This is a genomic window from Paenibacillus sp. RUD330, assembly GCF_002243345.2.
Classification (GTDB): domain Bacteria; phylum Bacillota; class Bacilli; order Paenibacillales; family Paenibacillaceae; genus Paenibacillus_O.
The window spans coordinates 591,331-614,994 of sequence record NZ_CP022655.2 but is presented as its reverse complement, the minus strand read 5'-3'; the positions used below and the strand labels follow the sequence as shown (position 1 = coordinate 614,994).

The window sequence follows — 23,664 nt, the reverse complement described above, 5'->3', positions numbered from 1 at the left end:
GAAAATTCAGTTCCGTGGTTTGCTGAAGATGTGCACGGCTTTTTTTACAATGGCCAGTTCCTCTTCCACATCGGCGATCCGGCGTTCTTTTTCTTTCAGCTGCTGTTCAAGCTGGCGTATGCGTTCCGCGCTGTTAACCGGCTCCGTTTCGAATTGTCGATACTGAGAAAGCCATTGATTCAACGTGCTCTTGGGGATGTCGAGCTCCTCTGCGATCTCTCGGACTGACTTGGTCTGTTCTTGTATGAACTTCACGGTTTGTTTCTTGAATTCTTCATTGTACCGCTGCCGTTGCTCACTCATGTGAACACCTCCATTTACGGTTATTATTGGCTGTCCGTTATTTGGTGTCCACTTTTTATTCTAGCTGCATTTTGAGTCTTATTGGCACTCCATGACCGCTCTTGCATCACTCTAAGGCCCAATTTGAATCTTAATTGCACTTCGGAACCGCTCTTGCATCCCTATAAGGCCCGATTTGAGTCTTATTGGCACTCCATGACCGCTCTTGCATCCAAATAAGGCCCGATACGAATCTTAATTGCACTCCGTAACCACTCTCGCATCCCTATAAGGCCCGATTCGAGTCTTATTGGCACTCCATGACCGCTCTTGCATCCAAATAAGGCCCGATTCGAGCCTTATTGGCACTCCACGACCACTCTTGCATCCAAATAAGGTTCGATTCGAATCTTAAATGCACTCCATGACCACTCCCGTATCGCTCTAAGGCCCAATTTGAATCTTAATTGCACTTCGTAACCGCCGCTCTCGCATCCCTCTAAGGCCCGATTGGGCCTTATTTGCCATAAACATGCGCTGTGGAGGGTGCACTTGGCCCAACTTCAGCTCCCCCGCGGGGTTCGCGTCATTGCGGTTGGGGTAAGGATTGATTTAGTGGTAAAATGAAAGCATCATGCTTCGCAGAGAGAGGATGTTACGCTTGGACGATCTCATTATCCGCACGAACAGCGGCCTGGTTCAAGGAGCCCGCGATAAAGGAGTCCGATTCTGGAAGGGCATCCCGTTCGCGGAGCCGCCCGTCGGAGCCAGACGATTCCGCAAGCCGCTGCCCGCCCAGCCTTGGGAAGGAACTCGTTCGGCTGTCGATCCCGGCCCGCTGGCGCCGCAGCCGGTCGATCCGTCCGGCGGAAGCTTCCGGCTCGTGCGGACGGCCATTCCGCAAGCCGAGGATTGCCTGAACGTCAACGTGTGGGCGCCGCAGGAACCTTCGTCCAAGCCGCTGCCGGTCATGGTCTGGATCCACGGCGGTTCGTTCGTCACGGGAGGAGGCGGACTGCCGATCTACGACGGTGCCGAGCTGGCCCGCAGAGGCGGCCTTGTCGTCGTTACGATCAGCTATCGTCTCGGCGCTCTCGGCTTCCTGCATCTGTCTCCTTACGCCGACGGTTCGGATGGGGATGACGGCTACGTATCCAACGCCGGCCTGCTCGACCAGATCGCCGCGCTGGAGTGGGTGCGGAGCAACATCGCCGCTTTCGGCGGAGATCCGGCTCAGGTGACCGTGTTCGGCGAATCCGCAGGCGGCATGAGCATCGCCGCCCTGCTGGCCATGCCCGCTGCGAAAGGACTGTTCCGGAGAGCCATCCTGCAGAGCGGCGCCTCCCAAGCGCTTCCGGAGCAGCAAGGCTCGGTGCTCGCCGGAGCTTACCTGCAGCTGCTGGGCATCGAGCCTGGGGAGCTGGACCGGCTGGCGGATATTCCGACAGCCGAGCTGACGCGGGCGGCGGACAAGCTGAAGCGGGCTGCCGGTGAATCCGCCGTCATGCTGTTTCAGCCGGTCGTTGACGGCAAGAGTTTGCCTGAGTTCCCTCAGAGCTTGATCGAGGCAGGCTCCGCCGAGGGCGTCGATATTCTCATCGGCGTCAACCGCGATGAAGGCGCCTTGTTCATTCCCCCCGGCATGCCGCTCCTCTCCGACGAGAAGAATGCGCAAGCCTATGTCGCCGTGACGGGCGCGCCGGAGGCGGCGGAGTGGACGCGCGGTTATCCGAGGACGACCGAAGGCCAGCAGCAGCTCATGACGGATCTGTTCTTCTGGCGCTCCTCCCTATTGCTGGCGGACGCGCAGCTGCCGTATGCTCCCGTTTGGATGTATCGGTACGATTTCACCGTAGAAGGACATGATGTGTTTGCAAAAGCCTTTCACGCGGCCGAGATTCCGTTCGTGTTCAACCATCTGGACCTGCTTAAGAACGCCGGCCTTGAAGTGAGCGGGAGCATGCGCGCCATGGCGGAGCGGGTTCAGGACGCCTGGATCGCATTCGCCTGTACCGGCAATCCGTCGACCGCCGAGCTGGAATGGCCTGCTTACGAAGCCTCCCGGCGCGCGACGATGATCTTCGACACGGACAGCCGGGTGGAGCTCGATCCGGACGCGGAGAAGCGGCGGCTGCTGACGGGCGGGAACTAGCACGACTAGCGCGACAAGGAAATCATCCCGGTTCTGGCCGGAATGCTCAGTAGGGAATTGCGTCCTTGACCGGGAGCGGGTTAGCCGCTCAAGGCGCTGGCGGTTGTCATGGTCGATTCAGCGAGCCGTAGGCTCCAGCATGAAATAAGAAAGCACCCTGGCAAGAGAAGCCTCGCGGCATGCCTCCTGGTCCATGGTGCTTTTTTTCATCTGCCTTACAGCCGCGAAAGAAATCGCAGCATTGGAGAAACCTTGAAGCTCCTCGAAGCTTGGGCTGGGTAACATTGCTCCGTTCCGATTCCAATACCTTAGAGAACGACCTTCCCGATCACGCCGTCCTCGAGGACAAACACCCCTTCACCCTCCGTCCTTTCCAGCCCGCCGTTGCGGAAGTACAGGCCGCAGTCCTCGTCCAAGCCGTAATGGGCGCGATAATCGGGATATCGGTCCGCAGAGGCCAGAAGCTGCTTCTCCTCCTGCCATTGGGAAAAATGAACGGCAATAGAGATTCCATGAACCAGACCTAGTCCCCTCCGATCCTGATAGGCAGAATCCTCGTTATCCTTCGGCGAGATCAGGCACCGGTCCGGACTGAGCAGCGCGCCCGCCGAAAATCCCGCCACCGGAATTCCGGCCTCAAACCTGGCGGCGACCACCGACCCGATTTCCGTCTCGACGATATAATCGGCATATCGGTTCGTGTCCCCGCCCCCGATGATGATGCCGCTGCTGGCGCGGAGAGCTTCCATGGCTTCGGACTCCGGCGTCGTCGGAAGCGGCAGGCAGCGGAACCGCGCCACACCCCGCTCTTCCAAAGCCTTCGTATAATGAGGCATGTACTCTTCCCATCCCGGCCGATCCACGCATAGGATGCTTACAAGTCCGTCAGCTCCGCCGGCCAGCTCGGCGAACCGCGCGGCCAGCTCCGGCGGGAACGGCGGTCCTCCCCCGAACAAAAACAAATGCCTTTCCATCACTGTCCTCACATCCCGTCAGTAAATATAGCGGTTCAAAAACTCGTTGCGGAACTTGCCCGTGGGGTCGTACCGCAGCAGCAGCCGGCGGAAATCAGGGAGCTTCTCGTATAGGGGCTGAACCTCGCCGGGCGGCAGCGCGAACAGCTTGGCCCAGTGCGGACGCGCCCCGAACGGGCGAAGCGCTTCTTCAATGACGGGCAGCACGCGGCCGACCGCCTCCATGTCTTGCTTCCAAGTGAAATGGATGCCGACGGAATCCTGGCCGAAGCAAGGACTCATCCAGAGCCGATCCGCGGCAATCGTGCGAACCTCGGAAATGTACAGCAGCGGCGCAATCAGCTCCCGGATACCGTCGATCGCGCGCAAAGCCTCGATGGCCTTGTCCCGCGGCACGAAATACTCGCTTTGCAGCTCTTCGCCGGCGCTTGGGGTGAAGTCCATGCGGAAATGAGGCAGCCGCTCATGCCAAGGACCCGCAACGCCCATCTGCTCGCTGCAGACGGCGCCGGAATGTCCCGGCACCGGATGGCGGTTGCCGGATGCCGCAGCCGCTCCATGAAAGAAGCCTTCCGGCTGGTCCGAGGACGCCGGATCCCCGACGCGGCGCTTCAGCCACACCTGATTGAACGAGGATGCCTTCCAGTCCGTGAACAGGCTGACGCTGTAGCATTCGGACAAGATCGCTTCGACATTAAGCTCCAGCTGTTCCAGCGGCAGCTGCTCGTACACATGCTGGGTCATCTCGAAGGCTGGAACGATATCCAGCGCGACCTTCGTGACGACGCCCAAGCCGCCAAGACCGACGACCGCGCCGCGAAACTCCTCGGCATTCGGCATGTCGCGGGAGAGCGTCGCAATCTCTCCGTCGGCAGAGACGATCTCCAGCGCCTGGACGGCGGCAGCCAGATTGCCATGAAGGACACCCGAGCCGTGCGTCGCCGTAGCGATCGCGCCCGCAACCGTGATATGAGGCAGCGACGCCAGATTATGCAGTGCAAAGCCTCTCTCATGGAGATAACGGGCCAAATCCCCGTACCGGATGCCGCCTTCGACGGTGACCTTCCGGTTCGCGGAGTCGAGCTCGACGACCCGGTCCAGCTTTTGCAGCGAAATCAGGCTCCCGGCCGTATCCGCGATGCCGTTGAACGAATGCCGCGAGCCCAGCACCTTGATCCGGGAGCTTCGAGCCACCCATTCCTGCACATCCGACACGCTTTCAGGGACCAGAAGCTCCGTTGCTCCGTACTTGTAATTGCCTGCCCAGTTGCGCTCGTTGACCATCCTCTCGCTCACCCTTCCTCCTATAACCGATGCCTATGTCTTGTACTTCTGGTTCCATGCCGCGAATCCCTACTTGCAATCGGCACGAATCACGGCATGTGGCTCTCGGATGCGGCATAATACGCCAAGAGGAGCATCAGCAGCAGGAATCCCGGAATGAGAATGAGCAGAGCAAGAATGAGTTTGTTTTTCATTTCGCGCTCCTTTCGGCCCCGGCGTCTGACAAAAGAGGGGCTCATCGGCAAATGCACCCATGCATACTCTAAACGCCTTCAACGGCAAATCGGTTTTTGACGCGCGATTCTTTTGGCGGCCTTTTAAGGAGCATCAATTTCAGGCGCTATCGGATGACGAGTGAAAGAAGATGGAGGCCTACCCCGACCGACAACCTGATTTTTGTTGGGTCTTGCGCATCCCCCAACCATCCGCTATACTGGGAAAAATTTAATTGCGACAAGCGATGAACGGGGAAGTACCCGGCCGCGCCTGCATGCAGAGAGCCGGGAGGGTGGGAACCGGCTGCGGCAGGCCGGGGAAACGGTCCCGCGAGCTGGCGCCCGAACTCCGCCTTGCGGCGGATGCGTAGGCGCGCCCGGACTGGCCGATACCCTGCCGAGTTGCTTCCTGCCTGCAGGCCCATGCTCTCCGACCGGGAGCGTGTCCTGCCCGCAGGAGGCCGACAAGAGTGGCACCGCGGACCCGACAAGGCCTCCGTCTCTTTTGAGACGGGGGCTTTTTGCCGTTCTCGTCGCGTAAACCAATAAGGAGGACATAGACGATGACATGGTTGAAAAGATCCGCAGCAGCGCTGCTTGCCCCGCTGACGGGACTGAATCAGGAGGAAATCGCATCACGGCTGGAATACCCGCCCGATGAAGGAATGGGCGATCTGTCGCTGCCCTGCTTCACGCTGGCCAAGGAGCTGCGCCGCTCCCCGGCGGCGATCGCGGAGGAGCTCGCCAGCCGGCTGAACGGCCGGACCGATGAGCCCGCGCCGGCGGTTATGCCGGATGATGCGGGATGGAAATCTGATGGTGGCCCCCAGGCGGCCGAATCCGGCGATGAGCCCGTCATTCATTGGCATGCCGATGCCGCCGGCGGCTACTTGAACCTGCGCGCCGAAGGCACCGGCTGGATGGAAGCCCTGCTCCGGGAAGCGGAGTCGCCCGGGCTCGGGCAGCTCTCCGACGGAGCAGGCAAGAAGGTCGTGATCGATTATTCCGCTCCCAATATCGCCAAGCCGTTCAGCATCGGGCATCTGCGCTCGACGGTAATCGGACGCGCCTTGGCGAACCTGCACCGCGCGGCGGGATGGCGGGTCGAGACCGTCAACCATCTCGGTGACTGGGGCACGCAGTTCGGCAAGCTGATCGCGGCCTACAAGCATTGGGGCAGCCGCGAAGCGCTGGAAGCCGACCCCATCGGCGAAAGCCTGCAGCTCTACGTCCGCTTCCACGAGGAGGCGGATAGCCGTCCCGAGCTTCTCGACGAGGGCCGGAATTGGTTCCGCCGCCTGGAGCAGGGAGACGCGGAGGCGCGCGAGCTGTGGTCCTTCTTTATCCGCGAAAGCTTGAAGGAATTCAACCGCCTGTACGTCCGTTTGGGAATCGAGTTCGACCATATTCTCGGGGAAAGCTTCTACAACGACAAGCTGCAGGCGGCCGTCGCCCGGCTCGAGGAGGCCGGACTGCTGGAGGAGAGCGACGGGGCTTCCGTCGTCCGCCTGGACGAGGAGAGCCTGCCCCCCTGCCTCATTCTGAAGTCCGACGGCTCCTCGATCTACGGCACGCGCGATCTGGCCACCGCTCTGTACCGCCGGGAAGCCATGCAGGGCGACAAGCTGCTTTATGTGGTCGGTGCGGAGCAGATCCTTCACTTCACTCAGGTGTTCCGGGTGCTCGACAAGCTCGATTGCTCCTGGAAAGACGTGCAGCGCGTGCATGCGCCGTTCGGCCTGATGAAGATGGACGGCAAGAAAATGTCGACCCGCCGCGGCAAAGTCGTCTTCCTGCAGGATGTGCTCGACGAGGCTGCGCAGCGCGCCCTGGCGGTCATCGACAGCAAGACGCCGGATCTGCCGGACAAGGAGGCCGTCGCGGAGGCGATCGGCATCGGCGCCGTCGTCTTCGGAGACCTGCGCAGCCGCCGCATGCTCGAGGTCGATTTCAATATGGATGAAATGGTCAGCATGGAAGGAGAGACCGGACCTTATCTCCAGTATACGTACGCCCGCGCCGCCAGCCTGCTGCGCAAGGCGGCAAGCCAAGAGCCTGCTCCCGCCGGGCCGTCCGGCTCCGCGCTCGCCAACGGGCCGGCTTTGACGGCCGGCCGCTCCGACAGGCTGGAAGCTTTGTCCGCGCCTGCCGCCAGAGCCTGCCTGATGGCTGTCGGCGCCTATGCGGAAGCCATTCGCGGCGCGCTGCGCGAACACGAGCCGTCGGTCCTGGCCCGGTACCTGCTCGATCTGGCGAAGAGCTTCAACCGGTTCTACAACAGCGAACGCATTCTGGGGAGCGACGAAGGCGCCAGCCTTGCCCGCATCCGTCTCACGGGAGCCGCCGCATCCGTGCTTAAGCACGGCCTCCGTCTGCTGGGCATTCCGACCCCGGAGAGGATCTGACAGCAGGGCGGAGAACGAAGGTCGGTGAGGAAAGAAGGCCCGGCGGGGAAAATGGCCGGGTGGAGCAGGAAAGCTTCTGCGGCATTTGAAGGGAGAATCGCTCCTGCCGACCCTGCAGGCAAGGACATCGGGAGCCGAATTTAACTGCAAAGTTCAATTTAACTATTGATTGATATGGACTGAAATGGTAAAATTTGTTTACGAACACATGTCCCCCTCACTTGAAAGGAGCTGGATTCCACCATGCCGGAACGAAAAAACATCTCTCCAGACAAAAAAAGGCCTTCCGAGGCGGAACAGGACGAGCGCGTCCTTCTGCTCGCCAAGCAGCTCCTGCTGAAGCACCGCATCGCTTTCCGCAAGCTGGCGCATCGCTCATGACGACGAAGCTGACGATTCCCCAGCTGATCGAGATCCACATGCTTCATCAGGATACGTTCGGCGTCTTGCCGGGATTCCGCAATCCCGGCTTCCTGCTTCAGATCGTGGATCGTCCCTTTCACGAGAGCTTCGGATCCTCGGATGCCGACGGCCTGATCAGACAGGCTGCGCTTTACTGGCATGGACTGGCCCGTTCCTTCGCTTTTCGGGAGGGCAATGCCGCCACGGCGATGCACGCGATGCTCACCTTCCTGCTCGTGAACGGCTGCGAGCTGGAGATCGATGAAGACGATCTCGTCGACGCGGCCATCCAGGCCGCCACCTGGAAGATGGAGCTGGATGAATGCGAAGCTTGGATCCGCGCGCGCTGCCCGGCCGAGCATGCGCTGAAGGCCCCGTCGCCGTCGCTGTCCCCTATGGACAAACCTCTGGCCTGAACCTTATGATAGATGGGATTGTTCCATATTCAGAATCGTTCGGGTGCTTGCGCGGATATGTCCGATTCCGCCAGGCTTAATAGGGAAGTCCGGTTGAAGCCGGCGCGGTCCCGCCACTGTGAATGCCGAGCCTCTGCGCATGCAGCCACTGCCTTACGGCGGGAAGGCGCGCACGAGACGATGAAGCTGTAGCCAGGAGACCTGCCCGAATGTCTGCGCATCGATGCTCTTCGGGGGGTGAGAGCGGATGCGGCTGAGCTGCGCCCGACCGATACGGTCTATTTCCGCAGCCCATCTATGGTTACTTTTTCGCCGCCCTAGAGGCGGCTTTTTTCTTTTTGATCCAAGGCAAGGCATCTTTGGAGCTGATTCCGTCAAGCCTTGCATCTTTTTTCGTTTCCGTGTCCGCCTCCTCTTCCATTGAAGCGGACAAGATTCGCCTGTTCCGGCACATGGGAAGCCGCGATGTGCCGGAACCCCCCGAAGCGGCTACTATTATATCCGAAGGAAGGTCGATCCGTTTGAAACGCATGCTTACCCGAGCCTCGCTGACCTGGATGCTCCTGCTCGCCCTTATCGTCTCCCTTCTGCCCGCAGGCGCCGCGCCTGCATCCGCAGCCCCCGACACCGCAAGCGCCCTGCGCCAAGCCGGCCAGACGCTGCTCAAGAGCGGAATCACGTCGGATTGGGATGCCATCGCCGCCTCTCAAGCCGGCCTTGAGCTCCCGGCTTCCTATGCGGCCGGACTCGCCAAGACGGTGCGCACGGACGCGGCCGGCTTCACCAAGGTCACGGACCTGGAGCGTACGGCGCTCGCGGTGACCGCGATCGGCGAGGACGCCTCTTCGTTCCAGGGCGTCAATCTGATCGAGCGGATCGCCACCAGCAGCCGCATGACGAACCAGGGCGTCAACGGTCCGATCTATGCTCTGCTTGCGCTGGATTACGGCGCTTATGAAGTGCCCGCCGCCGCGAAGTGGACGCGCGAAGCCCTTGTGGCCGAAGTGCTGAAGCATCAGGCGCAGGACGGAAGCTTCGCTTTCGACGGCGAAAAATCCGGCAACCCCGATCTGACGGGCGCCGCCCTTACCGCGCTTGCTCCTTACCTGGACAAGCCGGAAGCGAAGCAGGCCGGCGATCGCGTCGTCTCCTGGCTGGCCAAACAGCAGGATAAGGACGGAGGCTTCACAAGCTACGGCGAATCCAGCAGCGAGAGCATCGCCCAGATCGTCATCGGCCTCGCCTCCGCGGGCGTCGATCCTGCGGACAGCCGTTTCGTCCAAAACGGCAAAGGGCTGCTGGACAAGCTGTTCACGTTCCGCAATGCGGACGGCAGCTTCTCCCACTCCCTGCCGCTGGCCGCCAATGCTTATGGCGCCTATCAGTCCGTCCAGGCATTGACCGCCTACGAGAAATTCAAGAACGGCGCCGGAAGGCTGTACGCCAAGCCCGCTCCAAGCGTGACCGTGAGCGTGGAAGGCCCGCACGCCACGCTGCTGGCAAGCGGCGTTACCCGCGCCGTATATGCGCTGGATGCGCTGACGCAAGCGGCATCGGACGCCAAGCTGGCCGTAGAAGTGAAATCGATGCAGTTCGGCAAATACGTCGCTTCCATCGGCGGCATCGAAGGCGGCAAGTTCGGCGGCTACGACGGCTGGCTGTTCGCCGTCCAGCGCAGCGGAGCCTGGATTACGCCTTCCGTCGGCATGGGCGACTTCGCTCTGCAGACGGGCGACCGTCTGGCCGTCTTTTATGGAGACAACACGCAGCTGATCAGCTCCGTAGCGGTCAGCCCGCGCCAGCCGCGCGACAACGAAGCCTTCACCGTCCAGGTGAGCCGGCAGACCTGGGATTACACCGCCAACGCCTATACCGTCACCCCCGCTGCCGGTGTGAGCGTGAAAGCCGGCTCCGTGACGGCGACTGCCGATGCATACGGCACGGCCCGCTTCCAGGCGATGCCAGCCGGCAGCTACGACCTGACGGTGACGGGCTACAGCGACGCCAAGGCCCCTTCCGTGCTGAAGCATGTCCAGAAGCTGACCGTCGGCTCGACCTCCGCCCTCTTCTCCGACGAGAAGGAGATCGCGGCATGGGCCCGCGACTCCGTCCATGACGGCTATGCTTCCGGTCTGATCAGCGGCATCGCGGGCAACGGCGCGGCTCCAGCGTTCGCGCCGAAGCAGAAGCTGACGCGCGCAGAGTTCGCTTCGCTGATCGTGCGCCTGCTCGGCCTGGAGCCGGCTTCGTCGCCGGGCGCAGCCTTCGCCGATGTGAAGGCCGGCAGCTGGTACGAGCAGGCTGTGCGCACGGCTTCCGCCAACGGCATCCTGACCGGCACGGGCGGCGGCAAGTTCCAGCCGGACGCGCCGATCAGCCGCCAGGATATGGCCGTCATTTTCGCCCGCGCCTTGAAGCTTGACCTGTCCGCAGCCCCTTCGGGAGACATCAAGGACATCAAGTCCGTCTCCGCTTACGCGGCCGCATCCGTGAACGCCGTTCACGGCAGCGAGCTGATGGTCGGCGACAAGGACGGCAACTTCAATCCCAAAGCGACCGTAACCCGCGAGATGGCGGCGGTAGCGATCCTGAACGTGTACGAAGGCCTGGCGAAAGCCGCCAACTGACGCTGCTTCAACGAACGACTCCAAGGGCCTTCCATTCGGAAGGCCCTTTTCGGCATGATTCAAACTCGATCCCGCTGATTTCAGCCCTGCCGCGGCGAAATCGTCCGGTTTGTAATCGCCATGCCGGGGAATTACAATGGAGAAAGCTTATTTTTCATTACGGACGCGGCTGCCTTCTCATCCATTCCCGGCGGCGCGCAAAGGAGATTCCCGTGGCTAACTACCGTTGGAGCCGGAAGGCGTTCTGGCTCAGTCCTTTCGTCATCTTTACGCTCTCTCTTGTGTTCAAAATTTATTTGGCCGCCTTCGTCATCTACGGCGGCGAGCATGTATGGCTCCCTCTGCTGACGAGCCTGCCGTCGGTGTGGGCCGCTTATTTCCTGATCGAGCTGCTCGCCAAGAAGCGCAAGCTGATGACGTATCTCATCGTCAACCTGCTGCTGACGACCGTCTATTTCGCCGTCATCATGTATTACAAATATTTCGGCATCATCGTCACCTATCACGCGCTCATGCAGATCGGGCAGGTCACAGAGGTGAAAGGCAGCGTCTTCCAGCTGCTCCATCCCTACTTCCTGCTCATCTATGTCGATATCGTCGCCGCCTGGCTGCTGCTAGGCTTCAGTGGCAAGTTTCGCCGCGCCTGGCGCGGCTTGGCCAACCGCAGGCTGATGCCGCCCTGGATTCCGGCTGCGGGATTCGTCCTGATGCTGGCGGTATGCACCGCCATCGTCTGGCCGAACCGCGGCATCTCCAACGAGCTGGTGCAGAACGAGCGCATGGGCATCCTCAACTACGAGGTGTTCCTGATGGCGACGGCGGGCAACGAGAAGCTCGTTCCCGCCTCGGCCGTCACGCAGGAGGCCGTGAACAAGCTCAAGGGCGTGGCTGCCCCGCAGCAGCCGCTTTACGCGGGCGCCGCCAAAGGCCGCAACGTCATCGTCATTCAGCTCGAAGCGTTCCAGAACTTCTTGCTCAATAAAACCGTGGAAGGCAAGGAGATTACGCCGAACCTCAACAAGCTTGTTCAAGAGAGCGCGTATTTCCCCCGCTTCTATCAGCAGGCCGGTTCGGGGAACACCTCCGATGCGGAATTCCTGACCAACACCTCCTTCTATGTGCCGCTGCGCGTGCCGGCGACGCAAGCCTATGCGGGCAAATCCCTCCCCTCGATGCCGAAGGCATTCCGGGAGCAAGGGTATGAAGCGCTGACGTTCCATACGAACGATGTCGCGTTCTGGAACCGCAAGGAACTGTACAAGGCGCTCGGCTTCAGCCGCTATTACGACACGGAGTTTTTCGGCGGCGAGGACAAGGTCGCGTTCGGCGCTTCGGATGAAGTGCTGTATGCCAAGACGGTGCAGGAACTGGCCAAGCAGCGCGACGAGGGCAAGAAATTCTATGCGATGCTCATCTCCATGTCCTCGCATCATCCGTACAACATTCCGGAACGCAAAGTGAAGCTGAAGCTGTCCGACACGTACAAGGACTCCTTTGTCGGGGATTACATCCGCGCCCAGAACTATACGGACTATGCCCTCGGAGAGCTGTTCCAGGAGCTGAAGGATGCCGGCTTGTGGGACAACAGCGTCATAGCCATCTATGGCGACCATATGGGATTGCCGATCTACTCCCTGTCCGACGGCGACCTCGATCTGCTGGAGAAGCTCGACGGACGCAAGTACGATTCTTCCCAAATGATGAATATTCCGCTCATCGTAACGGCTCCGGGCCTGCTCCAGGCCTCCGTCCAGACTCAGGTAGGCGGCCAAAGCGACATCTTCCCGACCATCGCGAATCTCGTCGGCCTGCCGATGGAGAACCATCTCCACTTCGGGCAGGACCTGTTCAACCAGACGAGCAATCTGCTGCCGGAAAGGTACTACCTCCCGTCGGGCTCCTTCATCGACGACAGCGAAATTTTCGTGCCCGGCACCGGCTTCGGCGACGGCAGCCGCATCATGCTGCCGACCGCGGCGGAAGCTTCCGCCAATGCGGCATGGCAGAACGGCGGCGGCTCGAGCTCGAGCCGCCGCCTCCGCGGGCAGCGCAGGCGGCGGCTCGAGCTCTGCAGGCGCCTCGGCTGGCAGCGCAGGCGGCTCGAGCTCTGCAGGCGCCTCGGCTGGGAACGCCGGCGGCGAGCAAGGCGCAGCGAGCCCCGAGCCGGGCAAGCCGGGCGAGCCTTCCGGCACCGGCGGCACAGCCGGCCTCGGCAACGCCGCCGGGACAGGCGCCAAGCCAGGCAGCGACGGCGCTACACGCGACGAATTCGACCGCGCGCTGCAGCTGCTGCGCATGTCGGACAGCTACGTACGCTCGCTGCCCTCCAACGACAAGGATCCCGAGCCTGAAGATGCGGGCGCGGAATCCCGAAAGTCCAAATAAAAGGCGAATGCCCGGCGGATACGGTTCCGCCGGGCATTTTTGCATGCAACGATAGGCAAAGCTGGGCAATGGCGAGAACGCCTCCAATCGCCGCTTGCTATCGGACAGAAGTTCTTCGTTATTTAACGCAAAACACTCCATACCGCTCCGCTATCGGACATACGATCCGTTAATTAACGCAAAATACCCCATATCGCCCTGCTGTCGGACATACGATCCGTTATTGCTGTCAATTTCATCGTCATGCCGATAGCAGCGCTCAAATAGCGGAACCAATGTCCGATCATTTCCCAAATGGCATGATTTCGGCGAAATAGCGGATCGTATGTCCGCAAACATCAAAAAGCGGCCTCATGCCATGCCGCTTGTCTCCAACAACCCAAGCCTCATTCTCAATAACTGAACGACAGCAAAGTGACTCCCGTCATCGCGTCCACGACAACATTCGTTTCCTGGCTGCCGGCATCTGGATGCTGGCTTCCGGAAGCTGCCGGTTCGCTGCCGCCGCCGCTGCCGTCGTGCGGCGCGCTGCTTTCAAAGCTCACCACATAAACGGGAGTGCGCATGAGCTTGCGCGTTTCGCGAAGGACAGGATTGGCCGCCAAGGCCTCTGGAGAGAAGGAGCTGAAGTCCGGCTTGCTGATCAGACGATAGGCGCAGGAGATGGAGGATGCCGTCTTGGCCAGGTTCGGGTAGGCCCATTTGGCATTCTGCACGGCGCGGCCTTGGGAGACGAGATTCAGAGGCGCCTTGTTCTCGATGCCGGGGTTCTCGAGCTTGATGCCCAGCTTCTGCAAAAGCGAGTCATCCTGGGTAGCGGAGACAGGGATGGCGGAGCCCGCTGCCGCATCCGCGCGGCTGCCTTCGTGGTTGAAGTGCCAGCAGCCCAAAGCGACCAGCAGGCCGACCACGATCAGCCCGACTCCCATCCATCTCGATTGATCTCTCACGGCGCTTCCTCCCTTGCCCAGAATGGTTTCCGGCTTGTCGGCGGCTCTGGCCCGGACACCCGCTCGTCCACCAGCCTATACAGTATTAACGCATTTGCATGGGGCAGGGTTGCTTCGGGTCGGCAAATGGATTCTTCCATTTAAATCCAATTCAGTCATCCATCTCAATCCAATTCAGTCATCCATTTCAATCCAATTCAGTCATCCATCTCAGTCCAATTCAGTCTTCCATTTCAATCCAATTCAGTCATCCATCTCAGTCCAATTCAGTCATCCATTTCAGTCCAATTCAGTCCAATTCAGTCCATTTCCGTCGAGTTCGATCCCGATCCAGAATCGCTCTCTTAAACGATCCTGCGCACACTCATGGAGTTGTTGGATAGGGTTCAACGCTTTTCGACAGGTTTTTTCCTATTACCCCAGCCGAGAAACCATTGAAACGGAATTGCGCCTTTTTGTGGCAAAGATGGAAGCGGAGGTCCATAAGCGACTGAAGCCGGCTGGAGCGAAATAGGAAAGAAGCCAAGTATCCCTGCGCTTGGCTTGTCCATTCCTTTCCTCCGCTCGTCTTGCCATTCCTTGCGATGATTCGCCTAATGTCCAATTCTTGCGATGACTCGCTCGTCTTGTCCATTCCTTCCATGCCTTGCTTATCTTCCCCATTTCTTCCGATCGCGTGGCTCGTCCATTCCAGTCGGATTACAATTCTAAATCCTAATTAACCGGTCCTCCGCAGCGCAACTACAGATCCTTGCGCTGGAAGCGCCACATGCCAAGCCCAAAAGCAACAATCGTATAGGCCAGGGCGTACCAGATAAATGCCGGGGAAGGGGCCGAGCCGACGCCGAACAGCATCATGATGCTGTCGACCTGCAGACCTGTAAACTGAGCCAGCGAATCCACGTTGAACAGCCGGTCCATCATTGTCCGCTGCAGGCCGTCGGCCGGCATCGCGAGCGACAGCAGCCCTGAAATCGTGCTCAGCGAGCCGCCTACGGTCTCCTGAAGCGAGGCGAACTGGGCGGCCATCTTGTCGATCATGCCGCCCAGCCAGCCGCCGCCGTACAGCATCGTCATGAACACGCCATTGCCGATTGCGGACAGATAGCCGGAGCCCAGCATCGACACCGACACCAGCAGCGGGACGACGGAGGCGAACAGCAGATAAGCCGTAATGAGCGTGCCCATGTCCCTCGGAACGCCCGCATGCATCCCGGCAACGACCAATATAGCCGCATACAGCACAAGAGCATAGCTCATACCAAAGCTGACGTATCCGAGCCAGCGTCCGACATACCATTTCCAGCGGGGCATCGGACGCGGCATCAGCGCCTGCATGACGCCCAGCTCCGCTTCGCCCGATATGACGGAGGAGGAGCTGAAGATGGAGAGGAACGCCACGACGAACGCTCCGAAGAAAAAGCCCAGGCTGATGATGAACATGCCGCGGCTGTACCTTTCGACCAGAAGCTGCGGATCGTCGGGAGACAGTCCATAACGGCGCACTTCTCCGCCGATGGCCGAGGCGATGAACCAGAAGGCGATCAGGAACAGCACCGTCATGAGCAGCGTGAGCAGCAGGACGCGCTTGCGCAGCAGCTCTTTCCAAGTCATGCGAAGAATGATGCTCATGCCTTCTCCCCCCTGTGGCTCTTGCCGGAGAGTTCGGTGACGAACCATTCCTCAAGCCTTGTTCTGGCGCGAGCCGACTCATACAGCGTCATGCCTTGATCCATGATCGTCGCATGCAGCCAGCCGGCCTGCTCGTCGTTCTCCAGCTCGACCTCCAGCACGGCGGAGCCGTCCGGCTCGGAGTCCGCCAGGCGGACCGCCAGCCCCGTCTCGCCGGTCAGCCAATCCAGCAGCGAAGGGATGAAGCCTCCGACGCGAAGCCTCCAGACCGGCCGCTGCTGAAGAACTTCCTCGACGGTTCCTTGCTGGAGGATGCGGCCGTTGTTGAGCAGCGCGACGCGGTCGCAGAGCGACTCCACATCCTCCATGAGATGGGAGTTGAGGAAGATCGTCTTGCCCTGGGCTTTCAGTTCATGGAGCAGCTCCCTCACCTCGCTCCGCCCGATGGGATCCATCGCCGAGGAAGGCTCGTCCAGGAACAGAATGCGGGGATCGCCGACCAGCGCGCAGGCAAGGCCCAGCCTCTGCTGCATGCCTTTGGAGTAATTCTTCACCCGGTCCCGCGAGCGCAGGCCGATGCCGACCCGCTCCAGCAGCTGCGGCACCCTCCGGTCCGCCTCGGCCCGGGGGAGGCGGCACAGCCGCGCGTGCAGGCGCACGACTTCCTCGCCGGTCAGCCACTCCTGGTACCGGTACAGCTCCGGCAAATAACCGATCAGACGGCGGGCGGCAAGGCTCCCGATCGGCTCGCCAAACAGGGAAGCCCGACCTTCCGTAGGGAAGATCAGGCCGACCAGCATTTTGACGCAGGTGCTTTTTCCCGCGCCGTTGGGACCGAGGAAGCCGAAGGCTTCCCCTTCCCTGACATTGATTGATACATCGCTGCAGCCGCGGCCGTTGTCGAACCGCTTCGTCAGCCCTTCGGTCTGGATGGCGGTCACGCGCTTATCAGCTCCTGCAGCTTGGCCTTGAACGCGTCCAGCTTGCCGGCGAACAGGCTGCCTCCGTCCATCGTGAACAGCTGGCCGTCCTTGACCCATGTCGCCGAATAACGGTCCTGGCCTTTTTCATTGTAATTGTACTTGCTCAGGATGACGGAGATGCCCTGAACCGTGATGTTCTCCGATTTCCCGTCCGTGATGACCGGCATGACGAGATTTCCCGTGGAGAGGAACTCGCTCTGCTGAAGCCCGGCCCGCAGCGATTGCGGCAGCAGCGGGAACTGCAGCACCGCATCCCTTGCATCCTCCAGGCCTACGCCGGGCTCCACCTCGACGGTCGGCACGAGCTGCTGCGAGATCGAAGCGTATTGTCCGTTCTCTCCGTTTGCCAGATCGTAGGAAATGGTCTTGCTCGTCTCGAGCTTCACTTCCTTGCCGTCTACGGATGCCGGCATCAGCTTGGACGCGCCCATCTGCCTCATCACTTTGTTGATTTCGTCCACGTTCATCTTGAGCGTCACCGTCTGTCCTCCGGATATGAAGAACGCCTCCTGCTTGCCCGTCAAGCTCTCGGGCAGCATCGCGAAGTTCAGCTCGGCCGATGCCTGCTCGCGGCTCAGATTGTCCTTGTAGCGTTCCGACTCCGACGTAAACGTCCCGAACCGGTTGATGGCCTCGCGGACTTGGCCGTCCGAGAAGGATTGAAACATCCGCTGCAGCTCGTTCTCGTCCACGCTGACGACCTGCTCCATTCGGAACTGGCCGAGAATGGACGCCAGCGCCTTGTTGCCGGCCGGCGTCGCCGCCGCCGTCACCACGATCAGCGCCGCTGCCGCGACAGTCGTCCAGCGGCGGGCACGGCTGCCCATCCGGCGGCGGGGCTTGGCGTTCGCCGATGCAGCCGTCTTGATGCGGTCGTCAGCGCCGACATCAGCTGCCGCGGCGATTCCGAGCCCGCCGCCGCCCGCAGCAGGGGCGTCCTGAACCGTACCGGCAACCCCCGCTGCCGCCATTCCGCCCTCGCGATCCCATTTGTCCCATGCGGCATGGGGCTGCACTCCCGCCATTGCGGCCTGCATCCGCAGCCAAGCCTCGTCCGTCTTTTTCTGCTCTGTTTCTGTATCTTTCTGTTGTTCCGTCATATCGGACCCATCCTCCTTCAATCAGGCTCATCCTGATTCGTCGGTCATTTTTTCACAACGCCTTCAGCGCAGCTCCGCCTTCGGTTGAACCGAGCCGAGCCCCGCCGGGCCTGTCAGGGCCATGCCCTCATCTCCCTGCCGCTGCTCGGCGGCCGCCGCGCATTTGCGCAGCCTCTCCGTCGCCCTCGCCAGCAGGGTGCCTACGATCGGCTGCCGCACCGACAGCTCCTCCGCTATCTCCGCGTAGCTGTACCCGGAGTACCGGAGCAGTAGCGCCCGGCGGTCCCGCTCGGGCAGCTCCTCCAGCCAGTCGCGCACCTCTTCCTGATCGAGCCTGCGCATCAGCTCGTCCTCGCCGGACGGGCTTGAAAGCCCATCTACCGCCATTTGCTGCTCCTGCCGCTCAGCCAGCCTGCGCTGCCTAGCGGCGCTTCCCATATAGTCGTAAGCGAGCCTCGTCGCAACCCGGTGCAGCCATGCTCCGGCCGCCTCCAGACTGTCCGGCGGCTGCCGGTACATCTTCAGAAACGTTTCCTGGGCCAGATCCTCCGCCACCGCCTCGTCGCGCAGAAGCGCGGTCAGCTTGCGAAGAACGGCCGGATGATGCTCATAGAACAACTGCTTGAACGTTGCCGATTCCGGAATCGTCAAAGGTCCCATCCTCCTTTCTTGCTGCCAGCTGTATAAAAGACGGATGCCGTGCAGCAAATGTATCAGCCCCGGGGGAATCAAATTATCCGGCTTCCTCCGCCGCTTCCCTCCCCTTTCCTTCCTCTGGGTGCCTTTCCTGAATTTTGACAAGGCCTTGCGTATTCCCCATAATGTAAACTGGATCTTAAAGCTGACATCGAACGTAATTTTTTACCCCTAAAATGTTAAGAAGGGAAGGTTTGACCTTGCAGCGAAATCGGTTAACCCGGATGTTTTCCAGCCGGCCGTTTCTGTTCTTTTCCATCCTTATTCTGCTCAAATGCATGCTGACCTGGTTCGTCGTCTTCGACGGCGGCCCTTCGTGGGCGATTCTCGTAACGGAGCTCCCGTTCGCATGGCTGATCTTCGGCCTGCTGGAGATGTTCGCAGGCAAGCGCAAGCTGGTCTATTACGTCATCGCGGACGCCGCCTTGACCGGAATCCTCTTCTCCGTCTTCATGTATCATAAATATTACGGGGTGATCGCCACCTGGCACGCGCTCCAGCAGGTCAACCAGGTGACGGCGGTCAGCAACAGCGTCTTCTCGCTGATGGATCCCTACTATACGCTGATCTTCCTCGATATTGTCGTCCTGACCGTCATTCTGATCCGCAAGCGCCGCGAGCTGCTGAAGAAGCCCGCCGCACGCCTCAATCGGCGCAAAGCCGTCTTCGCCGGCGTCGCCACGCTGTCCTTTGCCCTGTGCCTGTTCAATATCGTGCCGAACCGCGCCAGCATGAACGAGCATACCAAGGCCGAGGAGATGGGCATCCTGAGCTACGAGGCGTTCGCGCTCGTAGACCGGGGACAGACGGAGCTGGAAGATCCGGCGAAGGTGACGCAAGCCCGCATCGACGAGCTCAAGGGCATCGTTCCGAACCAGGCTTCCGCATTCCGAGATGCTGCGCAGGGCAAGAACATCATCGTCCTGCAGCTGGAATCGTTCCAGAATTTCCTGATCGGCCTTGAGCTGGACGGGCGCGAGGTGACTCCGAACCTCAACAGGCTGGCGAAGGAAAGCCTGTACTTCAACAACTTCCATCAAATGGTCGGCCAGGGCAATACATCCGACGCGGAGTTCGTCGTCAATACGAGCTTCTATATCCCGCGCAGCGGAGCGGCGACGATGTCCTACGCCTACAAGGAAGTTCCGAGCCTGCCCAAGCTGCTGAAAAAGCAGGGCTATCAATCCGCGACCTTCCATACGAACGTCGTCGACTTCTGGAACCGCCGCGAGCTGTACAAGGCGGTCGGCTTCGACCGGTTCTACGACCAGGAGTTCTTCGGCAAGGAAAACCAGGTGTTCTTCGGGGCCGACGACGAGACGCTGTACACCAAGTCGGTCGGCGAGCTCAAGGAGATGAGCGGCGGGGGCAAGCCGTTTTATGCCCAGATCATTTCGATGACGGCGCATCATCCGTTCACGCTTCCGCAAGGGCTGAGCCGCTTCGATCTTCCGGATCGGTACGAGAACACGTTTGTCGGCGATTATATCGCCTCCCAGAGCTATGCCGACGACGCCTTCGGCCAGCTGGTGGAGGAGCTCAAGGCCGCGGGACTGTGGGAGAACTCCCTGCTCGTCGTCTACGGCGACCACCAGGGGCTTCCGCTCTATTCCCTCGACCGCAAGGACAAGGAGCTCATGCGCGAAATTCTGGGCCATGACTACGGCTACCCGGACATGATCAACGTCCCGCTCCTTCTCTCGCTTCCCGGCTCCCTGCCAGGGACCGAGCTGGATACGCTCGGCGGCCAGGTCGACCTGCTTCCGACCATCGCGGCCCTTGCGGGAGCTTCGCTGGACGGACAGCTTCATTTCGGCCAGGATCTGCTCAGCCAAACGCAAAACATCCTGCCGCAGCGTTATTATCTGCCTTCCGGCACGCTCCTCAGCGGCAGCTCGCTGTACATTCCCGGCATCGGGTACGACGACGGCAGCCGTTATCCGCTGAAGCCTGGCGTCCCTGCCGCAGGCTCCGGAGAGGACGCCTACAATCGGGCGCTGGAGCTGCTCCGCCTCTCGGACAGCTATATGGAAGCCTTGCCCGAGCATGGAGGCGCCCAGCGCTGAATTCCGCACTCCTCACCTAAAATCATCCCCTAAGTCCGCTGAATCATCACCGGCTGGACATGCAGCCGATAAATCCCGACGGGACGAAGCCGAGCCTCCTCCGCTTCGTCCCGTCTTTCTTTTTTGTTCCGCAAGGAATTTCAGCAGCATGGCATTGGAAGCCAGCCATGCCGGGCCTGCTTGCACGAAAAACTCCAAGCTTTGACACCGCTATGCTCGGGCTGATCGGCCTCAATCAGAGGTCGGCTTCAACCTGGGTTGACAGTTTCCGTTTACAAGTGTAATCTTTATTTGTCGTTTACATACGTAAACATATTCAGTCCAAGGAGAAGATGGATTGCAATGAGCGCATTCCCCCATATCACCGAGGCCGAGAGCGAGATCATGAAGCTTCTCTGGCAAAAAGAGCCCTTGTCTGCCCAGGAGATCATTGCCGAGCTGTCCCGGCAGATGAAATGGTCGGATCAGACGGTCAAAACCTTCATCAACCGCCTGCATAAGAAAAACGCGATCCGGTTCGAGAAAGCCGGAAGGAATTATTTGTATTATCCGCTCGTATCCCATGCCGAGTACTTGAAGGCGGAGAACAAGTCTTTTCTGGACCGCGTTTACAACGGGGCCGTAGGCATGCTGTTCGCCCGATTCATTCAGGAAGAGAAGCTGTCCGACCAAGATATCGAAGAGCTGCAGAAACTGCTCGAGAAGCAAAAAAAAGCGGAACGCCCCGACGCCTAGCCCGATTCGCGTCCCGACGCGATAAAGAAGGAGTATTCCAGCCATGCAACGGATTCAAACGATTTTCCACCTCTTCTTGAGCGCCTCGCTGACGTCGACCGTTCTCATCCTGGCGCTGCTCGCCTTCCGGAAGCTGTTCAAGAAGAAGCCGAGCCCCAAGCTGGCCTATGCCCTCTGGACGCTCGTGCTGATCAAGCTGCTCGTTCCGCTGGCGCCGCAAAGCCCGATCAGCTTGTTCAGCCTGATGCCGCAGGCGACACAGGCGGCGACGCAGGTCGATTCCACGCTGCGGCAGTCCGCGGCTCCAAAGCCTTCCGCCGAGAGCGGCACGAGAGCCGCGGCGCAGCCGAACTCTGTGTCCGGAGCGGAGGACCCGCCTCATCCGAGCGGACTAGCGGCGCCGCCACCATCCGCTTCCGCACCGCCCGCCTCTTCGCCCGAAGGAAATGCGGACGGACATGTCCGCTGGCCAGCGGCATCCATCCTTGCTCTGGCGTGGCTCGGAGGTTTTGCGGCTCTAAGCGTCTGCTTCCTGATCGGGGCGCTCCGATTCCATTCCAGATCCCGCTTGTTCCGCCTGAGCGACGACCCCGAGATCCTGTCCGCGCTCGAGACAAGCCGGCGGAAGCTTGGCATCGGACGGCCGATACCGATCCATGAAACCTTCGGCCTTCAAAGTCCTTACCTCTACGGGCTGATGCGGCCAAGAATCTATCTGCCGGCGGATATCGCCGTCATCGCCGATTCCCGGCAGCTGGAGCATATCCTGCTGCATGAGCTGACCCATTTCAAGCGCAAGGATCTATGGATCAACCTCCTATGGATGCTGGCCGCCGCGATGCATTGGTACAACCCCTTCGTATGGCTGGCCATCCGGAAAATGAAAACGGACCGCGAGGTGGCCTGCGACGCCGGAGTGCTGGAGGTGCTCGGCGAGCGCGAGTCCGCCGCATATGGCAGGACGCTGCTGCTGCTGTCGAAAGTCTTGGCCCGCAGCTCCAGGACAGCGGCCAATTTCTCGCCTTTCCTGGAACACGAACACGAAATGAAACGGAGGATCACGATGATCGCCAAATTCCGCAAAGGCTCCTATCGCCTGTCCGCCGCCGCCATTCTGGCTCTCCTCGCCATCGGAGCCGCCGTACTCGCCCAAGCTCCGAACACCAAGACCGGCTCCGCTCCCGAATCCGATTCCCGGCAAGCTCAGGCGCATACGGCCTCTTTCAATCTAGTGCGGATAAACGACTGGTCCAAATGGTTCTCCGGCCTGGAGAGGGCGAATGATTTTGCCGGGTTCAAGTACAAGGTGCCCGACTATCTGCCGGAAGGCTACCGGCTGGAGACGATCAATCTCGCCAAATATATGGACATGAAAGACAACGTCGTCTCCATGACCGTCAAAACCGGATATGAAGTATTTCCGCATGAGAAAGCCTTCGAGCTGCTGGCTTCCAAGGATAATTTGCTGGAAACCATTTATAGCCAGAAGCAAAACGCAACGGTTCGGACAAACGCGCCAGCGACTTGGGGACCAGCCGATCCCCAGTTCTACAAGTACGAGGACATCGCCTACGCCGGGATCGAGGGCACCTTGGTCTCCACCATCCAAACCTATGCCTGGCATCTGCCGGAAACAGCCAAAAGCTTCGTATGGCAGGATGCGGGAATCTGGTATGCCGTCGATTACTTCAGCGAGAACCATACCCGAGAAGGAACGCTCACTCATCGAAGCAATGTGACGATGGCGGATCTGGAAAAAATGCTGCGCTCCTATGTATTCCCCGAGCAGATCAGGCAGGCCGACTACTCGGGAGAAGGGCTCTCCTTCCCGCTCTATGACGGCAAGGACCTGCAGAAGGCCGCGGAGACGCTGGGCTTTGAAATCAATATCCGTCCGACCTTGGCGGAGGGCCGGCTGAAGCTCATGGACGCCCGCTTGAACAAGGCAGGCGACCGGAACCGGTATTCCAAATTCAGGCCTGCCGTGGATATGCTTGAAACGAGCTATCAGCCGGACCCCGATTTGAAACCGACCCTGTACGCCATGAACGATACGCTCAACCTGTATCAGAGCAAGGCTCCGATCGTCGATGCCGCCAAGATGACCGTCCTGCGGACGCTCGATCTGGACGGCGTCCGTGTCACCGTTGCCGAGGACGGCAACAAGCTCTTCGATGTCTTTGAAGTCGATCCGAAGAAGGATGCCCGGCGCCAGCTCTTTTACCTGTGGGAAAAGGACGGCATTCATTCCACCGCCGCCTTCCTCGGCCTTGAACCAGACCAGGAAGAGAACGTCAAGTCGCTGATCCACGCTGCGGCTTTGGCTGAACAAACAGCATGAACGCAGGAAGGCCGCTCCT

The 23,664-nt window shown here is 60.3% G+C and carries 18 protein-coding genes and 1 riboswitch; of the genes, 9 read left to right on the top strand and 9 right to left on the bottom strand.

Going from position 1 to position 23,664, the window contains the following annotated elements; all coding sequences use genetic code 11:
* Window positions 1-6: 6 nt before the first annotated feature.
* A complete protein-coding gene (locus tag CIC07_RS02745; protein ID WP_076360304.1) occupies window positions 7-303 on the bottom strand; it encodes a transposase in 297 nt (98 codons plus the stop codon).
* A 640-nt stretch (window positions 304-943) separates the two neighbouring features.
* Here CIC07_RS02745 and CIC07_RS02740 point away from each other — a divergent pair.
* Window positions 944-2,434, top strand: a complete 1,491-nt coding sequence (locus CIC07_RS02740; protein WP_076358884.1) for a carboxylesterase/lipase family protein — start codon at window positions 944-946, stop codon at window positions 2,432-2,434.
* 308 nt (window positions 2,435-2,742) lie between these two features.
* On the opposite strand, the gene CIC07_RS02735 is transcribed toward CIC07_RS02740, so the two are convergent.
* Together CIC07_RS02735 and CIC07_RS02730 are read right to left on the bottom strand one after the other, a co-directional pair.
* Entirely contained in the window at window positions 2,743-3,408 is a 666-nt protein-coding gene (locus CIC07_RS02735; RefSeq protein WP_076358885.1) for a Type 1 glutamine amidotransferase-like domain-containing protein, read from the bottom strand.
* A gap of 18 nt (window positions 3,409-3,426) precedes the next feature.
* Window positions 3,427-4,692: an FAD-binding protein gene (locus CIC07_RS02730; protein WP_076358886.1), complete on the bottom strand. Its 1,266-nt coding sequence runs from the start codon at window positions 4,690-4,692 to the stop codon at window positions 3,427-3,429.
* A gap of 778 nt (window positions 4,693-5,470) precedes the next feature.
* On the opposite strand from CIC07_RS02730, the gene argS reads away from it, so the two are divergent.
* The 5 genes from argS to CIC07_RS02705 all read left to right on the top strand — a co-directional run bounded on the left by argS (window position 5,471) and on the right by CIC07_RS02705 (window position 13,108).
* Window positions 5,471-7,312 (top strand): arginine--tRNA ligase, encoded by a 1,842-nt coding sequence (argS, locus tag CIC07_RS02725; protein ID WP_076358887.1) that lies wholly within the window; start codon window positions 5,471-5,473, stop codon window positions 7,310-7,312.
* 243 nt (window positions 7,313-7,555) lie between these two features.
* Window positions 7,556-7,693 carry a hypothetical protein gene (locus CIC07_RS02720; protein WP_021881727.1) on the top strand — a complete coding sequence of 46 codons (138 nt, stop codon included), beginning with the start codon at window positions 7,556-7,558 and terminating at the stop codon, window positions 7,691-7,693.
* Complete coding sequence (locus CIC07_RS02715; RefSeq protein WP_076358888.1) at window positions 7,690-8,130, top strand: type II toxin-antitoxin system death-on-curing family toxin; 441 nt, start codon at window positions 7,690-7,692, stop codon at window positions 8,128-8,130. The genes CIC07_RS02720 and CIC07_RS02715 overlap by 4 nt, the downstream gene beginning before the upstream one ends.
* Window positions 8,131-8,154: 24 nt before the next feature.
* A riboswitch (cobalamin riboswitch) is annotated at window positions 8,155-8,353 on the top strand.
* Window positions 8,354-8,660: 307 nt separating this feature from the next.
* Window positions 8,661-10,757: an S-layer homology domain-containing protein gene (locus CIC07_RS02710; RefSeq protein ID WP_234993065.1), complete on the top strand. Its 2,097-nt coding sequence runs from the start codon at window positions 8,661-8,663 to the stop codon at window positions 10,755-10,757.
* A gap of 212 nt (window positions 10,758-10,969) precedes the next feature.
* Window positions 10,970-13,108 (top strand): LTA synthase family protein, encoded by a 2,139-nt coding sequence (locus CIC07_RS02705; protein ID WP_240923503.1) that lies wholly within the window; start codon window positions 10,970-10,972, stop codon window positions 13,106-13,108.
* A 426-nt stretch (window positions 13,109-13,534) separates the two neighbouring features.
* On the opposite strand, the gene CIC07_RS02700 is transcribed toward CIC07_RS02705, so the two are convergent.
* The 6 genes from CIC07_RS02700 to CIC07_RS02675 form a co-directional block, all read right to left on the bottom strand.
* Window positions 13,535-14,092, bottom strand: coding sequence for a hypothetical protein (locus tag CIC07_RS02700; RefSeq protein WP_139334452.1), 558 nt, complete (start codon window positions 14,090-14,092; stop codon window positions 13,535-13,537).
* 386 nt (window positions 14,093-14,478) lie between these two features.
* Window positions 14,479-14,643, bottom strand: coding sequence for a hypothetical protein (locus CIC07_RS02695; protein WP_157742011.1), 165 nt, complete (start codon window positions 14,641-14,643; stop codon window positions 14,479-14,481).
* 190 nt (window positions 14,644-14,833) lie between these two features.
* The gene (locus CIC07_RS02690; protein WP_076358893.1) at window positions 14,834-15,724 is read right to left on the bottom strand and encodes an ABC transporter permease subunit; all 891 of its coding nucleotides are present in this window, start codon (window positions 15,722-15,724) and stop codon (window positions 14,834-14,836) included.
* The gene (locus CIC07_RS02685; RefSeq protein WP_076358894.1) at window positions 15,721-16,665 is read right to left on the bottom strand and encodes an ABC transporter ATP-binding protein; all 945 of its coding nucleotides are present in this window, start codon (window positions 16,663-16,665) and stop codon (window positions 15,721-15,723) included. The genes CIC07_RS02690 and CIC07_RS02685 overlap by 4 nt, the downstream gene beginning before the upstream one ends.
* Window positions 16,662-17,807, bottom strand: a complete 1,146-nt coding sequence (locus tag CIC07_RS02680) for a hypothetical protein (protein WP_076358895.1) — start codon at window positions 17,805-17,807, stop codon at window positions 16,662-16,664. Before CIC07_RS02680 ends, CIC07_RS02685 begins: the two co-directional genes overlap by 4 nt.
* A gap of 63 nt (window positions 17,808-17,870) precedes the next feature.
* On the bottom strand, window positions 17,871-18,458 hold the full coding sequence (locus CIC07_RS02675) for a sigma-70 family RNA polymerase sigma factor (RefSeq protein ID WP_076358896.1): 588 nt from the start codon (window positions 18,456-18,458) through the stop codon (window positions 17,871-17,873).
* A 245-nt stretch (window positions 18,459-18,703) separates the two neighbouring features.
* Here CIC07_RS02675 and CIC07_RS02670 point away from each other — a divergent pair, with 245 nt between their 5' ends.
* The 3 genes from CIC07_RS02670 (at window position 18,704) to CIC07_RS02660 (ending at window position 23,645) form a co-directional block, all read left to right on the top strand.
* Complete coding sequence (locus CIC07_RS02670; RefSeq protein ID WP_327205402.1) at window positions 18,704-20,569, top strand: LTA synthase family protein; 1,866 nt, start codon at window positions 18,704-18,706, stop codon at window positions 20,567-20,569.
* Window positions 20,570-20,911: 342 nt separating this feature from the next.
* Entirely contained in the window at window positions 20,912-21,304 is a 393-nt protein-coding gene (locus CIC07_RS02665) for a BlaI/MecI/CopY family transcriptional regulator (RefSeq protein ID WP_076358898.1), read from the top strand.
* Window positions 21,305-21,347: 43 nt separating this feature from the next.
* Window positions 21,348-23,645 (top strand): M56 family metallopeptidase, encoded by a 2,298-nt coding sequence (locus CIC07_RS02660; RefSeq protein ID WP_076358899.1) that lies wholly within the window; start codon window positions 21,348-21,350, stop codon window positions 23,643-23,645.
* Window positions 23,646-23,664: the final 19 nt, after the last annotated feature.

Bases quoted from the DNA above. Each gene is read 5' to 3' on its own strand.
- CIC07_RS02745 (WP_076360304.1), bottom strand. From the start codon at position 303: ATGAGTGAGCAACGGCAGCGGTACAATGAAGAATTCAAGAAACAAACC.
- CIC07_RS02735 (WP_076358885.1), bottom strand. From the start codon at position 3,408: ATGGAAAGGCATTTGTTTTTGTTCGGGGGAGGACCGCCGTTCCCGCCG.
- CIC07_RS02730 (WP_076358886.1), bottom strand. From the start codon at position 4,692: ATGGTCAACGAGCGCAACTGGGCAGGCAATTACAAGTACGGAGCAACG.
- argS (WP_076358887.1), top strand. From the start codon at position 5,471: ATGACATGGTTGAAAAGATCCGCAGCAGCGCTGCTTGCCCCGCTGACG.
- CIC07_RS02720 (WP_021881727.1), top strand. From the start codon at position 7,556: ATGCCGGAACGAAAAAACATCTCTCCAGACAAAAAAAGGCCTTCCGAG.
- CIC07_RS02715 (WP_076358888.1), top strand. From the start codon at position 7,690: ATGACGACGAAGCTGACGATTCCCCAGCTGATCGAGATCCACATGCTT.
- CIC07_RS02710 (WP_234993065.1), top strand. From the start codon at position 8,661: ATGCTTACCCGAGCCTCGCTGACCTGGATGCTCCTGCTCGCCCTTATC.
- CIC07_RS02695 (WP_157742011.1), bottom strand. From the start codon at position 14,643: ATGGACAAGCCAAGCGCAGGGATACTTGGCTTCTTTCCTATTTCGCTC.
- CIC07_RS02690 (WP_076358893.1), bottom strand. From the start codon at position 15,724: ATGAGCATCATTCTTCGCATGACTTGGAAAGAGCTGCTGCGCAAGCGC.
- CIC07_RS02680 (WP_076358895.1), bottom strand. From the start codon at position 17,807: ATGACGGAACAACAGAAAGATACAGAAACAGAGCAGAAAAAGACGGAC.
- CIC07_RS02665 (WP_076358898.1), top strand. From the start codon at position 20,912: ATGAGCGCATTCCCCCATATCACCGAGGCCGAGAGCGAGATCATGAAG.
- CIC07_RS02660 (WP_076358899.1), top strand. From the start codon at position 21,348: ATGCAACGGATTCAAACGATTTTCCACCTCTTCTTGAGCGCCTCGCTG.